This window comes from Streptomyces sp. CMB-StM0423 (genome assembly GCF_002847285.1).
In the GTDB taxonomy this organism is placed as follows: domain Bacteria; phylum Actinomycetota; class Actinomycetes; order Streptomycetales; family Streptomycetaceae; genus Streptomyces.
On record NZ_CP025407.1, the window covers coordinates 3,243,910 to 3,257,082 of the forward strand.

The following is a 13,173-nucleotide window of genomic DNA, read 5'->3' on the forward strand; positions in this document are numbered from 1 at the left end:
TTCGCAACACCACTCCCGGAGGGAGGGGACCGCAGGGACTGCGGTCGCGGTACCGGCTGCCATGACCACGCCTCCGGCGCCGAAAGTCACGCCCGGGGGGTCAGCGAGGCCGGGTGCCCTGTTGGTGACGGCGCTCCCGCCGCCGGTCGATCCCTCATCGGGTGAGATCGGCACGATCACTCCTTGGCTCAGGATCCGATTTCGCTTCTTCGTTGCGCATCCGGAACTCCCCGATCCGGGTGGGCAATACGCATGGCGCCGCACCGGGGTCGAGAGATCGACCGATGGGTCACGTAGAACCAGCCCGGCGCCTGAGATCAAATGGCAGATCCATATCCTCGGCGGGAACGCAGATACGGCACGTAACAACGCCCATTGACGTTCCCTGGCGATGGTGAATGACCTACCAGATGCCCGATTTCAATACTCCACACGAGGAACTCAGGCGCAACAACAAGTGTGCGGACTCACCCGAAAGATGGAGCGCGTAAGTCCCGGAAGTACCACCGGCGCGACAAGGGTGCCCGAACGATTCACTTCGTGAGCACCGCCCCCGAAAGGCGACGGAAATGTCGCTGTTTGAACACCAGGCCCGGGAATCGCAACCCGCGCTTCCGAAAACGCCTCTTCGAGCCCGCCGCGCGCCCTGCCGAGGTCATCCGGATCGGTTCAGGCTGATCCTACTGAACGCCGAGCGCTGAGCCGGCATCCCGGCAGGAAACCCTCTCTCGCGCATTCGGTGGGCAACGGTGATCTCACACAGTCAGGAGCACATAGTGATGAACAGGATGCGCATGGGCCGGCGTTCCGCGCGGGCCATGGCGGTCGGTGCGGTAGCCGCACTGGGGCTGGCGGCCACGGCCACCGGCACGGCGGCCGCCGCACAGCCGACACAGCAACAGGTACCGACGTACACCTGCGGCGGAGGCTTGACGGCGGGCTATCTCGTCACCGGCTTCGACTGCACCGCGTCGGCCGGCGCGCCGAGGATCGGCCTGGTCGACGGCCCCTTCGTGATCACCATTCCGGCCGGCAGCTTCACCTGTAAATCCGGGGTGGCCGCCGTGCCGGTGACGGTAATCGGGCTCGGCTGCGAGTGAGGCTGCCCCGGGTCCGCCTGCCCGAGGCACCGGCGGGGAGTCACGGTGCCCGGTTCGGCAGTAGGTGACGCTGCCGAGATTGCTGACCCGGTGCATAGGCGGGGGCGGTCGCGCATCGCGGCCGCCCCCGCCGAACAAGTTGTCCGGGCCGGTGTGCGAAGCAGGATCTTCGCAACTCAGCAGCCAACTAACGGTAGTTGACGAACTGGACGGCGAAGTCGAGGTCCTTGCCCTTGATGAGGTTGATGACGTCTTGGAGCGAGTCCCGGCTCTTGGAGGTCACCCGCAGCTCGTCCCCCTGCACCTGGGCCTTGACCCCCTTGGGCCCCTCGTCGCGGACGATCTTCGCGAGCTTCTTCGCGTCGTCCTGGGAGATGCCCTCCTTGACGGTGGAGTACAGCTTGTACTCCTTCCCGGACGCCTGCGGCTCCCCCGACTCCAGTGCCTTCAGCGAGATCCCCCGCTTGACCAGCTTGGACTGGAAGATGTCCAGCACGGCCTTGGCCCGCTCCTCGGCGTTGGCCCGGATCTCGATCCGCTCCCCGGACCAGGCGATGGCGGCGCCGACGCCCTTGAAGTCGTAGCGCTGCGAGATCTCCTTGGCCGCCTGGTTGAGAGCGTTGTCGACCTCCTGCCGATCGACCTTCGAGACGATGTCGAAACTGGAGTCGGCCATCTTCGGTGCGCTCCTCGTGCACTGGTTCCCTGGTACCGCACCCCGGTCCCCGGGGCCGTAGCCCAGCCTAGCCACCCCACCCGACCCACGAGCCCCACAACCGAGTGGCGAACCACCCCCGGCCATCGGGTATGGTTTACGACGTTGCCAGGCGGCCCCAGCGGCCGGACCAGGCGACATCCCCAGGCGGTGTGCCCGAGTGGCCAAAGGGAGCAGACTGTAAATCTGCCGGCTCAGCCTTCCCAGGTTCGAATCCTGGCGCCGCCACACATGGAGAAGGGCCCGTGACCAGCATGCCTGCTGGGCGGGCCCTTTCGCGTTCCCGGTCTCCGCGCTAAGTGCCGCGTTGCGGCCAGCCGTTGTGGGGTAGTGCTCGATTGGCTCCCGTGGGCGTGCGGGGGGTGGTCGGTTTGTTTAGGTTCTGGGCTGTATGGGTCTTGCTCAAGGTACGGAGCGGAGGAGCCTTTATGGCCGGTTGGACGGATGACGAGCTTGAGCGGATCGGGACCGCCGAGGAGTTGAATCTGCAGTCGTTGCGGGGCGACGGCAGTCTGCGGGATCCCGTGACCATGTGGGTCGTACGGGACGGGGACGACGTCTACGTGCGGTCCGTGAAGGGGGCGCAGGGGCCGTGGTTCCGGGGGACCCGGGCGCGGCTTGAGGGGCGGATCCGGGCGGGGGGTGTCGACAAGGAGGTCGCCTTCGTGGACGTGGGGGACGCGGGTGAGACCACGCCGCGGGTGGATGCCGCGTACCGGGCGAAGTACGGGCGCTATCCCGCCGACATCTTCGGCACCGTCGTGACGCCCCAGGCGCAGGCCGCCACCATCCGGCTCGTACCGCGCTGATCCAGGCCCCGGCCCCGGGCCGGGCCAGGCGCCGCCGGGCGTTTCGTCGGGCGGCTCATGGCCGCGCTGCCCGCCGGGAGTCTCCTCGTGCCGGGCGGCGACACCGAGATGCTCGGGCCCGCCGCGATGCGGGAGATGATCGGGGAGAATCCCCGGATCAACCGCACTCCCGACCGGCTCGCGCGGTTCTTCGACGGGCTGGAGATGCCGGAGTCCGGGCCGGTGTCCGTGTCGCTGTGGCGTCCCGACGCCGGCGTCGGTGCCCCCGCCGCCTTCGACGGTTTCGGTGCGGTGGCCCGTAAGCCCTCGCTATAGGCTGCCCGCACACCCGTTCTCGTGGAGGGAGCCGCCGCCGTGACCGACACCACCGAGCCGCCCCCCTCCGGGTTCAGCGCAGCCGGTCGCCGGCCGTGACCGGCCGCGTCGAGCTGACCTTTCTGTCGCGCGTCGCCTTCCGCGGGCGGGAGATCACCGCGCCGCGCGTACGCGGCCTGCTCGCCCTGCTCGCCGGGGAGCTGCGGGGCGGGTGCAGCGTGGGGCGGCTGGTGGACGGGCTGTGGGGCGAGGAGCTGCCGGCGGATCCGGCGAACGCGCTGCGCATCCTGGTATCCCGCGCCCGCGCCCAGGTCGGGGCGGACGTCGTCGTCAGCACGCCGGCCGGGTACCGGCTGGCGCTGGCGGCGGAGCAGGTCGACACCGCGGCCGTCGAGCGGTGCGCCGAGGACGCGGCGCGCGCCGTACGGGCCGGGGACCACGCCGCGGCGCTCGCCGCCGCCGCCGAGGGGCTCGGGTACTGGGACGCGCCGCCGGCGGCGGAGGCGGTGCCGGGCGATCCGGTGGCGGAGTTGCAGGCCGAGCGGGCGCCGCTGTACGGCGACCTCGTACGGGCCAGGGCCCTCGCCCTCGCGCGGACCGGCCGGCGCGCGGAGGCCGCCGCGCCGCTGGCCCGGCTCCACGGCGACGCGCCCCGCGACGAGGAGGTGCTCGCGGAGCTGCTCCGCGCCGAGGCCGCGTCGGCCGGGCCCGCGGCGGCGCTCGCCCGCTACGACACGTACCGGCGCCGGCTCCGCGACGACCTCGGCACCGATCCGGGCGCCGCGCTCAGGGCCGTCCACCAGGAGCTGCTACGGGCCGAGGCCCCCGTCGTCCGGCACGGCGTGCCGCACGACCCCAACCCGCTGCTCGGCCGGGACGGCGACCTCGACGCGGTCGGCGCCCTGCTGCACTCCTCCCGGCTCACCTCGATCGTCGGGCCCGGCGGCCTCGGCAAGACGCGGCTCGCGTACACCGTCAGCCGGCGCGCGGAGCAGCAGCTCGTGCAATTCGTCTCGCTGGCCGGCGTCCGCGCCGACGAGGACGTGGCCGGCGAGGTGGCCTCCGCCGTGGGCGGGGGCAGCAGCACCCCCGGCGCCGACGTCCACGCCACCCTCGTCGCCGCCCTCGGCGGGCAGCCCGCGCTGCTCGTGCTCGACAACTGCGAGCAGGTCGTGCACGGCGCCGCCGATCTGGTACGGGACCTGCTGACCAGCGCCGCCGACCTGCGCGTGCTCGTCACCAGCCGCGCGCCCCTCGGGCTCAGCTCCGAGGCCGTCTACCACCTCCCCCAGCTCACCCCCGCGATCTCCGCCGACCTCTTCTCCCAGCGTGCCCGCGCCGCCCGCCCCGACGCCGAACTGCCGCCCGCCGCCGTCGCGGAGCTGTGCCGGCACCTCGACGGGCTGCCGCTGGCCGTGGAGCTGGCGGCGGCGCGGGTGCGGGTGCTGTCCGTACCGGAGATCGCGCGGCGGCTGGGCGACCGGTTCGCGCTGCTGCGCGGCGGATCGCGGGACGCGCCCGAGCGGCACCGCACGCTGCACGCCGTCGTGGACTGGAGCTGGAACCTGCTGGAGGAGGACGCCCGCGCCGCGCTGCGGGCGCTGTCGGTCTTCCCCGGCGGCTTCACCGCGGAGGCCGCGGAGCAGTTGCTGACCAGCGGGGACGCGCTGGAGCTGCTGGAGCAGTTGGTGGACCAGTCGCTGCTGAAGGCCGCGGACACGGCCGCCGGGATCCGCTTCCACATGCTGGAGACGGTGCGCGAGTTCAGCGCCGCCCGGCGCGCGGCGGCCGGCGAGGACGAGGCGGTGACGGCCCGTTTCCTGGACTGGGCACGGGAGTTCGGGGTCGCCCACCACGACGCGCTCTTCGGCCCGGAGCCGCTGCGCCACTGGGCCCACCTGCGCGCCGAGCAGGACAACCTCGTACTCGCCCTGCGCTACGCCCTCGCCCGCGGCGACCACGCCGCCACCGCCGCGGCCGGCGCCGTCCTCGCCGGTATCTGGATCACCGACTCGGCGAGCTTCCACCGGTCCTTCGCCCTGGCCGCCGACACCGCCCGCCCGCTGTCGCACTACCGCCCGGACCCCCGCCACACCGAGGTCACCCGCACCCTGTGCGCCCTGTGCACCGCCGCCCCCTTCATGGGCTACGGGCCGCTCCAGCCGCGCCACCTCGCCGCCCTGCGCCGCCTCCCGCCCGCCGATCCTGACACCCTGCTGCGGGCGCTCGCCGTGGTGCTGTGCGCCGTACCGGACGTGCGCCCGCCCCGCTTCGAGGCGCTGGACGAACTCCGCGCGAGCGACGCCCCGTTGCTCGCCGGTATCGCCGAGTGCGTCGTCAGCTACCTGCTGGAGCACGCGCACGAGCCGGAGCGCGCGCTGGCCGCCGCGCGCCGGATGCTCGCCGCGGTCGACGCCGTGCCCAACCCGTCGCTCAGCCTCCTCGGCCACTCCCGCTGCAGCGAGCTGTGCCTGGAGGGCGGCCTGGGCGAGGAGGCGTACGGGCATCTGCTGGCGGCGCTGGACGCGATGGCGCACCTGAGCGACCAGTCGCCGACGACGGGCCTGCGGCGCGGGCTGGTGCTGGCGTGCCTCCAGCGCGGGAAGCCGGACGAGGCGGAGGAGTGGCTGCGGCTGGTGGAGGAGGCGCGGTCGGCGGCGGAGCAGCCGGAGTTGCTGGCGGCGGAGATGGCGGGGTGGGGCGAGATCGCGCTGTCGCGGGGGCTGACGGAGCTGGGGCTGAAGCGGTGGCGTACGGCGGTGGCGAAGCTGCGGTCCGGGCGGCCGGCGGAGACGCGGTACCCGCCGGCCGCGGCGCCCGGGTCGACGGCGGCGCCCGTGTCGGAGCCCGCGCCGCCCGATCCCCTCGACGACTCCTGGGGCCTGCACATCGCCGCCGCGGCCGTCGCCGCCCACGCGTACGCCGGCCGCCTGGAGCCCGTCGCCGGGCTCGTCGCGGAGGTGGAGCGCAGGATACGTACCCTCCTCTCCGACGGCCCGGGACACGGCTCCCGGCCCGACGGGGAGATCCCCGCGGAAGCCTCCGTCGACGGCACCGGCGTGCTGTGCCTCGGCCTCGTCCGCCTCGCCGCGGGCGGGCCGGACGCCGTACGGCTCCTGGCGCTCGCCGACCGGCTGTACGTACCGCAGGCGTTCCACCCCACCCTCTCCGTCGACCGCGCCCGCCGCGCCGCGCAGGACGCCGACGGGGCGGCGTACGCCGACGCGGTGTCGGAGTACGCCGCCCTGGGGCGGAGCGAGCTGCGCGAGGTGGCCCGCGGGCTCATCCCGGTTACTTCGGGTCGCGGTTGAACGACGCCTTGGACCACAGGTAGCCGAGGACGATCAGACCCAGGCACCAGGCGACGGCCAGCCACCCGTCGTGCCCGATCTCCGTGCCGAGCAGCAGCCCCCGCAGGGTCTCGATGGCCGGCGTGAAGGGCTGGTACTCGGCGATCGGCCGGAACCACCCGGGCATCGCGTCGAGCGGCACGAACGCGCTGGACAGCAGCGGCAGCAGGATCAGCGGCGTGGCGTTGTTGCTGGCGCCCTCGGCGTTCGGGCTGACGAGCCCCATGCCGACGGCGACCCAGGTCAGCGCCATCGCGAAGAGCGCCAGCAGCCCGAAGGCGGCGAGCCACTCCAGCACGGTCGCGTCGGTGGAGCGGAAGCCGATGGCCACGGCGATGGCGCCGACGAAGACGACGCTGACCAGGCACTGCAGCACGCTGCCGAGGACGTGCCCGATGAGCACGGAGCCGCGGTGTATCGCCATCGTACGGAAGCGGGCGACGATGCCCTCGGTCATGTCGGTGGCGACGGAGACGGCGGTGCCGATCGTGGTGCTGCCGATGGTCATGAGCAGCAGTCCCGGCACGACGTAGGCGATGTACACGTCGCGGTCGGGGGCGCCGCCGGCGAGGCCCGCGCTCATGGTGTCGCCGAAGACGTAGACGAAGAGCAGGAGCAGCATGACCGGGGTGAGCAGCAGGTTGAGGGTCATGGAGGGGTAGCGCCGGGCGTGCAGCAGGTTGCGGCGCAGCATGGTGGAGGAGTCGCGTACGGCCAGGGCGAGGGTGCTCATCGGGCGGCTTCCTTCTCGGGCGTGGCGGTCAGGGCGAAGAAGACGTCGTCGAGGTCGGGGGTGTGGACGGTGAGGGTGTCGGCGTGCACGTCGGCGGCCTCCAGCCAGTCGAGGATCGCGCGCAGCTCCCGCTGGGTGCCGTCGCTGGGTATCTGCAGCGTCAGCGCCTGGTCGTCGCGTACGGTCTCGCGCAGCGCGCCCGCGGCCCGCTCGTACGCCCCGGGGTCCTCGAAGCGCAGCCGCACGTGGCCGCCGGGGACGAGCCGCTTCAGCTCGGCGGCGGTGCCCTGCGCGGCGATCCCGCCGCCGTGCAGCACGGCGATGGTGTCGGCGAGTTCGTCGGCCTCTTCGAGGTACTGGGTGGTGAGGAAGACGGTGACGCCGTCGGTCAGCAGCTCGCGGATGATCTGCCACATGTTGTGCCGGGAGCGCGGGTCGAGTCCTGTGGTCGGCTCGTCGAGGAAGATGATCCGCGGGCTGCCGACCAGGGTCATGGCGATGTCGAGGCGGCGGCGCATGCCGCCGGAGTAGGTGGCCGCGGGCCGGGCGGCGGCGTCGGTGAGGTCGAAGCGCTCCAGCAGTTCGGCGGTGATCCGGCGGCCCTCGGCGCGCGGCAGGTGCTGCAGGTCCGCCATGAGGCGCATGTTCTCCTCGCCGGTGATGAGGTTGTCGACGGCGGAGAACTGGCCGGTGACCCCGATCGCGGCGCGTACGGCGTCGGGGTGGGTGGCCGGGTCGTGGCCCGCGACGCGGATGGCGCCGGCGTCGGCGGTGATGAGGGTGGACAGGATCTTCACGGCGGTGGTCTTGCCGGCGCCGTTCGGGCCGAGGAGGGCGAAGACGGTGCCCTCCGGCACGTGCAGGTCGATGCCGTCGAGGACGGTCTTGTCGCCGTACGACTTGCGCAGCCCGGTGGCGGCGATGGCGGATGTGTCGGTGGTCGTCGTCATGCCCCGGAGCTTGCGTGGCACCGCGCTCAACGGCCTTTCAGCGCCGTTTCAACACCCCGCGGGAATCTGAAAGCCGATGAAATACGCAGGTCACGACGGACGCGGCGGGCAGTTGTGAGGGAACCGTGACGGCCGTTCGTACAACCGTGACATGAATCACGGGCCTGCCGGACTCCACGACCGGAATGACCGATTCCAAGGTCTGGTCCAGACATGCGGTCACCGCTAGATTCCCTCGCCTCCACTCTGCGTTCACCTGGGAGGATCCTGTGAGTCTCTGCTTCTTACCGTTCAGAAAGTACGCGGACTTCACCGGGCGGGCGGGCCGCCGGGAGTACTGGTCGTTCTTCCTGCTCACCCTGCTTCCGGCCGTCGCCCTCCTGACAGCGGCGGAATTGTCCGGGTCGCTCGCCGTCTCGTTGGCGGCCACCAGCTACTTCCTGGCGACCTTCCTGCCCTCGCTCGCGGTGAGCGTCCGGCGGCTGCACGACTCGGGCAAGTCGGGCTGGTGGATTCTCATGGGGTTCCTCGGCCCGGCGGGCTGGCTCGTGTACCTCGGCTTCATGCTGCGGAAGAGCGGCCTGGGGGACAACCGGTACGGGCGCCATCCGAAGGCCGCTCCGATCCCGGTGCGCGAAGCACCCTGGCCCCCGGCGAGCAGCATGCCGCGCACCGACGGAGCGTGAGTCCCGTACGCCCCGGGGTGTGGCGGCTGCCTCGCGGTCCTTCCGTCGGGTTGAATCCCCTTCGTCGGTGATGTGGAGGGAGTGGTGACGGTGGAGCGTGACGAGGAGCGGTTTCTGCGGCGGGCGTTCGAGCTGGCGGAGGAGGCGCGGGGCGAGGGGAACGGGCCGTTCGGCTCGCTGCTCGTGGGGCCCGGCGGGGACGTACTGGCGGAGGACCGGAACACCACCGTCACCGACGGCGACATCACCGCGCACCCCGAGCTGAAGCTCGCCCGGTGGGCGGCTCGGGAACTGGACGCGGGGACCGCGGCGGGGGCGACGATGTACACGAGCTGCGAGCCGTGCGGGATGTGCGCGGGGGCGCTGGCGCGGTCGGGGCTCGGGCGGGTGGTGTACGCCCTGTCGGCCGGGCAGCTACGGGACTTGCAGCCCGGCGCGGCGCGGGCGGCGGTGCGGAGCGAGGGACCGCATCTGTACGACGAGGCGAGGCGCGTCGTCGAGGGGTACGTCCCGTAGCCGGTGGCCGCAGCCGCAGCAGATGACCGGGATGTGTGGCATCCCCTTTATGCACATGGGCGAAGGCGTCGAGTGGGGGCTGCACAGTTGTCTGACCCTGGCCTGGCTGCGGGACGCGGGGCCGGTGCCCATCCGCAGGCTGGCCGTCTGGTTCGACCTGCCGCAGGAGTATCTGAAGAAGCGCCTCCAGGCCCTCGCGCGCGCCACGCCGCAGGAGACGGCGCTCGTGGTAGGGCTCAACGCCTCGGCGATCTACACCGGCATCGGGCTCGGCACCCTGCTCGGCGGGGTGCTGCTGCCGCTCGGCACGGCGGAGGCCGCGACGGCGGGGGCGGCGCTCGCGGTGGCGGCAGGGGCGTGGCCGGCGGGGACGCGCCGGTACGGGTGAGGGCGGGCCGGGTGCGCGTCCCGGCCCCGGCGCCCGCCCGGCCCTGCGCGCCCGCAACTCCGCCCCGCGCCAGCGCCGTTGGCGGAAGCCGACGACCGTACGCGCCGAGGACTGTCGCCCCGGTGCACCTCCGCCGCGCCGGCAGCCGTGCTGCAATCGACTATGGCCACGACCACCGACGGCACCCCACCGGCCACCCCGGACGAGCCGGTACACCGGCTGCGTACCGAAGTGGAGCGGTTACGCCAGGACGCGACACGGCAGCGGAAACTCGCCCACCGCAGGGCCGAGTTCTGGGCCAGGACCGACATCGCCCTCGGCTTCCCCGCCGCCCTCCTCGCCGCCGTCTCCGGCGCCGCCGCGCTGGCGTCCGCGGACGCGCGGGTGCCGGCGGCGCTGGGCACGCTGGTCTCGGCGGGGTTCGCGGCGGGGGCGGCGTTCCTGCGGAGCGAGCGGCGCCGGCTGGCGAACAAGTGGTCGCGGCAGGCGTGGGCCGCGGTGGAGGCGCGGGCCACCGTGCTGCTGGCGCAGGACGGGATCGGCGCCGCGGATCTGGCCGGGCTGTTCGAGCTGCGGCAGACGGCGCTCGCGGCGTACGACGGCGACGAGAACCCCCGGCCGCCGGGCCCGCCGCCACCCGCCGCATCCGGCCCGGGTTGATACGTAGGAAATTTCCTACGTATCATCTGCCGCATGAACATCACCCATGCGCAGTTCGTGACCCTGCCCGTCACCGACCAGGACCGGGCCAAGACCTTCTACACCGACGCCCTCGGCTTCGACGTCGTCGCCGACCGGCAGATGGGCCCCGTCCGCTGGCTCGCCGTCGCGCCCGAGGGTGCGCAGACCCACTTCGTGCTCGCCGCCGCGGGGCAGGGCTTCACCCCCGGCAGCGTCCGCGGCACGGCGCTCGTCAGCGCCGACCTCGACGGCGACTGCGCTGCTCTGCGCGCCGCGGGCGCTAAGGTCGAGGGCCCGGACGACCAGCCGTGGGGCCGCCAGGCGACCCTGGAGGACCCCGACGGCAACCGGTTCCTGCTCTCCGCGGAGGGCTGACGCCCGGGGAGAGAGGAGACGGCGGACTTGCCTGCGACACAGGAGACCCGCGGCGAGGACCGCGTCTTCGGCGCGCTGTCCAGTCCCGTACGGCGCGAGGTGCTGCGGCTGCTGCGCGACGAGGGCCCCCAGCCCGTCCAGCAGTTGGCGGCGCACTTCGACATGCGGCGGCCCAGCCTCTCGGAGCATCTGAAGGTGCTGCGGGAGGCCGGGCTGGTCAGCGAGGAGCGGGCCGGACGGCGGCGGATCTACCGGCTGGAGGCGGAGCCGCTGACGGAGGTACGGGACTGGCTGGGGCCGTACGAGCGGTTCTGGCGGGCGAAGCTGGCGGGCCTGGCGGAACTGCTGGACGACCTGCCGGAGGCGGAGGGCGGGGACCGTACGGAGCGTGCGGACGACTCCGGGGCCGGGACGTGAGCGTGCCCGGCTTCCCCGAGCCCGCGGACCCCACCGAGATCCGGCTCGACGCCTTCCTCCCCCACCCGCCCCGCAAGGTGTGGCGGGCCCTCACCGAGCCCGGGCTGCGCGCCCGCTGGCTCATGCCCGGCGACTTCCGCCTCGAAGTCGGCCACCGCACCACGATGCGGGCCCTCCCCCGCCCCGGCACCGGCTTCTCGGGCACGGTGGCGGAGGAGGTCCTCGCGTACGAACCGGAGCGGATGCTCCGCGTCCGCTGGACGGACGCGGAGCCGGGCGCCGGGGGCGGGGCCGAGGACGGGGCGGGGACCGGGAGCGGGACCGGGACCGGGACCGCCGACTGGACGATCACCTGGACCCTCGCCCCCGAGGGCCGCGGGACCCGCCTCTTCCTCGTCCACGCCGGCTTCGACCCCGACGACCCCCTCCAGCGCCGGGCCCACCGGATCATGGGCGGCGGCTGGTCCTCGCAGGTGCTGCCTGCGCTGGCGGAGGTGCTGCGGGAGCAGTGAGCGGGGGCGGACCGGCGCGTGCTGCCGTCCCGCCCCGTACGCATCACGGGGAACTCGGCGGCGTCCCGGCGCGCGCCCCCAGGGCCTGCACCTCCGCGTAGGAGAGGGTCGCGTGCGCCACCGGCAGGCCGTCGCGGACGGCACTCGCGGTGGCCACGGCCGCCGCCAGGGCATCGCGGTAGAGCAGGGAGCCGAGGCTGACCCTGCGCACGCCCAGCGCGGCCAGTTCGGCGAGGGTGGGTCCGGTCGGTGCGTACAGGATGTTCAGCGGGACGTTGAGGGTCGCCGTCAGGGCGGCGATCCCGTCCGGTTCCGACAGCCCAGGCACGAACACCCCGTCCGCACCGGCCTGTTCGTACACAGCGAGACGCGTCCCGGTCTCGTCCGTCCGGCAGCCGAGCCAGTGGGTGTCGGTGCGGGCGTTCACGAACAGCGCGGGCACGGCGCCCCTGACCGCGGCGATCTTCGCGGCATGCAGTTCCACGGGGGCGAGGGTGCCGTCCGGACGCCCGTCTTCGAGGTTGATCCCGGCGGCGCCCGCGTCGTACAGGCTGCGGGCCAGCTCGGCCACTTCCTCCGGGTCGTCGCTGAAACCCCCCTCGACGTCGACGGTGAACAGGAAGGAGCCCCGTCCGAGCCGGCGGGCCAGCGCCAGGGTCTCCGCGACAGTCGCCGCCGCCCCGTCCGGCAGCCCCGCCGCCGCGGCCACGCCGAGACTCGTGGTGCCGATCGCCTCGAAGCCCCGCGCCGCCAGCACGGCCGCGGAGGCGTGGTCCCACGCATTGGGCAGCAGCAGCGGGGCTGCCCGATCGTGGAGACGGGCGAAGGCGGTCCGCGGCCGCTGGAGCAGGCCGTCGGCCAGGGCAAGGGCGTGCGCCCGGCCGGGGCAGACCCGCGGCGGCGCACCGAAGGCGAGGGGCACGGGGTGCGCACGGTTGGCGGTCGCCAGGTCCAGGAGCACCACGTCGCCCTCGGCGATCTCCCGGCCGGCGACCCGGGTGGCGCGGGCGGCGACCCGGCGCATGGCCGCGACCGGCGGCACCTCCCGGAGCAGCCGGGCCAGCGGAACGTCGCCGCCGGCCGCGGCCTCCACCAGCGCAGCCGTCGCGGCGCATGCCTGCACCAGCAGCCCGATGCGGTTGGCGGCGGCCTCCAGAGCGGCTTCGTCCGCCGGCGGCAGCGCCATCTGCGCCACCAGCCACTCCACCGCCTCGTCCGCGTCCGCGTCGCCGCCTCCGAAGTAGGCCCCGGCCACTACGGTCACCGCCTCCGCGACCGCCCCGGGCTCCGGCATCCCCAGCGCCTCGGCGAGGGTACGCACCACCCGTACCCGGACCTCCCCCTCGGGCCCTGCCGGAACCGCCCGCCGCAGCGCGGCGGGCTCCAGTCGGGCCAGCTCGGCCTCCACCAGGGCCCGCCGCCGCCGGTGCGCCTCACCGGAGCTGAAGCGCGCCACGGTGCCGCGCAACCACGCCATGCCGGCTCCCGCCCGACCGCCGGCCGCGGCCGGCAGCTCGGGGACGAGCGCCGGATCGGCGAGCGCCGCCGCAATGTCGGCGTAGCGGTCGAACTCATGCGTCGTATGCGTCATGGCCCCGACGCTAGGTCCGGAACGGTTCGGCGATC

14 protein-coding genes, 1 tRNA gene and 1 pseudogene are annotated in these 13,173 nt (G+C 73.6%); 12 read left to right on the forward strand and 4 right to left on the reverse strand.

All coding sequences use genetic code 11. The features are described 5' to 3' along the window. Window positions 1-779: 779 nt before the first annotated feature. Window positions 780-1,100 (forward strand): hypothetical protein, encoded by a 321-nt coding sequence (locus tag CXR04_RS13830; protein ID WP_101422339.1) that lies wholly within the window; start codon window positions 780-782, stop codon window positions 1,098-1,100. A 187-nt stretch (window positions 1,101-1,287) separates the two neighbouring features. On the opposite strand, the gene CXR04_RS13835 is transcribed toward CXR04_RS13830, so the two are convergent. Next, window positions 1,288-1,776: a YajQ family cyclic di-GMP-binding protein gene (locus CXR04_RS13835; protein ID WP_101422341.1), complete on the reverse strand. Its 489-nt coding sequence runs from the start codon at window positions 1,774-1,776 to the stop codon at window positions 1,288-1,290. 185 nt (window positions 1,777-1,961) lie between these two features. Between CXR04_RS13835 and CXR04_RS13840 the strand changes: the two genes are divergently transcribed. The 4 genes and pseudogenes from CXR04_RS13840 to CXR04_RS13855 all read left to right on the forward strand — a co-directional run bounded on the left by CXR04_RS13840 (window position 1,962) and on the right by CXR04_RS13855 (window position 6,250). After that, a tRNA-Tyr gene (locus CXR04_RS13840) sits at window positions 1,962-2,043 on the forward strand. Window positions 2,044-2,243: 200 nt separating this feature from the next. After that, window positions 2,244-2,624 (forward strand): DUF2255 family protein, encoded by a 381-nt coding sequence (locus CXR04_RS13845; protein ID WP_101422343.1) that lies wholly within the window; start codon window positions 2,244-2,246, stop codon window positions 2,622-2,624. A 51-nt stretch (window positions 2,625-2,675) separates the two neighbouring features. Further along, window positions 2,676-2,939, forward strand: a pseudogene (locus CXR04_RS13850) (SAM-dependent methyltransferase); the annotation flags it as partial. A gap of 95 nt (window positions 2,940-3,034) precedes the next feature. Beyond that, window positions 3,035-6,250, forward strand: a complete 3,216-nt coding sequence (locus tag CXR04_RS13855) for an ATP-binding protein (protein ID WP_101422347.1) — start codon at window positions 3,035-3,037, stop codon at window positions 6,248-6,250. Here CXR04_RS13855 and CXR04_RS13860 read toward each other — a convergent pair. Together CXR04_RS13860 and CXR04_RS13865 are read right to left on the reverse strand one after the other, a co-directional pair. Then, window positions 6,231-7,022 (reverse strand): ABC transporter permease, encoded by a 792-nt coding sequence (locus CXR04_RS13860; protein ID WP_101422349.1) that lies wholly within the window; start codon window positions 7,020-7,022, stop codon window positions 6,231-6,233. The two genes, CXR04_RS13855 and CXR04_RS13860, sit on opposite strands and share 20 nt — an antisense overlap. Next, complete coding sequence (locus CXR04_RS13865) at window positions 7,019-7,972, reverse strand: ATP-binding cassette domain-containing protein (protein WP_101422351.1); 954 nt, start codon at window positions 7,970-7,972, stop codon at window positions 7,019-7,021. The genes CXR04_RS13860 and CXR04_RS13865 overlap by 4 nt, the downstream gene beginning before the upstream one ends. Before the next feature lie 269 nt (window positions 7,973-8,241). On the opposite strand from CXR04_RS13865, the gene CXR04_RS13870 reads away from it, so the two are divergent. The 7 genes from CXR04_RS13870 to CXR04_RS13900 all read left to right on the forward strand — a co-directional run bounded on the left by CXR04_RS13870 (window position 8,242) and on the right by CXR04_RS13900 (window position 11,547). Beyond that, complete coding sequence (locus CXR04_RS13870; RefSeq protein ID WP_159072316.1) at window positions 8,242-8,658, forward strand: DUF805 domain-containing protein; 417 nt, start codon at window positions 8,242-8,244, stop codon at window positions 8,656-8,658. Between the two features lie 90 nt (window positions 8,659-8,748). After that, window positions 8,749-9,174 (forward strand): nucleoside deaminase, encoded by a 426-nt coding sequence (locus CXR04_RS13875; RefSeq protein ID WP_101426357.1) that lies wholly within the window; start codon window positions 8,749-8,751, stop codon window positions 9,172-9,174. Between the two features lie 49 nt (window positions 9,175-9,223). Further along, complete coding sequence (locus CXR04_RS36900) at window positions 9,224-9,562, forward strand: hypothetical protein (RefSeq protein WP_101422355.1); 339 nt, start codon at window positions 9,224-9,226, stop codon at window positions 9,560-9,562. Window positions 9,563-9,724: 162 nt separating this feature from the next. Further along, the gene (locus CXR04_RS13885) at window positions 9,725-10,222 is read left to right on the forward strand and encodes a hypothetical protein (RefSeq protein WP_101422357.1); all 498 of its coding nucleotides are present in this window, start codon (window positions 9,725-9,727) and stop codon (window positions 10,220-10,222) included. Between the two features lie 33 nt (window positions 10,223-10,255). Further along, a complete protein-coding gene (locus tag CXR04_RS13890) occupies window positions 10,256-10,618 on the forward strand; it encodes a VOC family protein (RefSeq protein WP_101422359.1) in 363 nt (120 codons plus the stop codon). A 27-nt stretch (window positions 10,619-10,645) separates the two neighbouring features. Next, the gene (locus CXR04_RS13895; RefSeq protein WP_101422361.1) at window positions 10,646-11,035 is read left to right on the forward strand and encodes an ArsR/SmtB family transcription factor; all 390 of its coding nucleotides are present in this window, start codon (window positions 10,646-10,648) and stop codon (window positions 11,033-11,035) included. Next, window positions 11,032-11,547, forward strand: coding sequence for an SRPBCC family protein (locus CXR04_RS13900; RefSeq protein WP_101422363.1), 516 nt, complete (start codon window positions 11,032-11,034; stop codon window positions 11,545-11,547). The genes CXR04_RS13895 and CXR04_RS13900 overlap by 4 nt, the downstream gene beginning before the upstream one ends. Window positions 11,548-11,590: 43 nt before the next feature. Here the strand turns inward: CXR04_RS13900 and CXR04_RS13905 are convergent, their stop codons facing one another. Further along, complete coding sequence (locus CXR04_RS13905; RefSeq protein ID WP_101422364.1) at window positions 11,591-13,138, reverse strand: isocitrate lyase/PEP mutase family protein; 1,548 nt, start codon at window positions 13,136-13,138, stop codon at window positions 11,591-11,593. Window positions 13,139-13,173: the final 35 nt, after the last annotated feature.

What these genes read in the sequence shown, in the direction of transcription:
- CXR04_RS13865 (WP_101422351.1), bottom strand. Translation starts at nt 7,972, where the DNA reads ATGACGACGACCACCGACACATCCGCCATCGCCGCCACCGGGCTGCGC.
- CXR04_RS13890 (WP_101422359.1), top strand. Translation starts at nt 10,256, where the DNA reads ATGAACATCACCCATGCGCAGTTCGTGACCCTGCCCGTCACCGACCAG.
- CXR04_RS13905 (WP_101422364.1), bottom strand. Translation starts at nt 13,138, where the DNA reads ATGACGCATACGACGCATGAGTTCGACCGCTACGCCGACATTGCGGCG.
- CXR04_RS13830 (WP_101422339.1), top strand. Translation starts at nt 780, where the DNA reads ATGAACAGGATGCGCATGGGCCGGCGTTCCGCGCGGGCCATGGCGGTC.
- CXR04_RS36900 (WP_101422355.1), top strand. Translation starts at nt 9,224, where the DNA reads ATGCACATGGGCGAAGGCGTCGAGTGGGGGCTGCACAGTTGTCTGACC.
- CXR04_RS13885 (WP_101422357.1), top strand. Translation starts at nt 9,725, where the DNA reads ATGGCCACGACCACCGACGGCACCCCACCGGCCACCCCGGACGAGCCG.
- CXR04_RS13845 (WP_101422343.1), top strand. Translation starts at nt 2,244, where the DNA reads ATGGCCGGTTGGACGGATGACGAGCTTGAGCGGATCGGGACCGCCGAG.
- CXR04_RS13835 (WP_101422341.1), bottom strand. Translation starts at nt 1,776, where the DNA reads ATGGCCGACTCCAGTTTCGACATCGTCTCGAAGGTCGATCGGCAGGAG.
- CXR04_RS13860 (WP_101422349.1), bottom strand. Translation starts at nt 7,022, where the DNA reads ATGAGCACCCTCGCCCTGGCCGTACGCGACTCCTCCACCATGCTGCGC.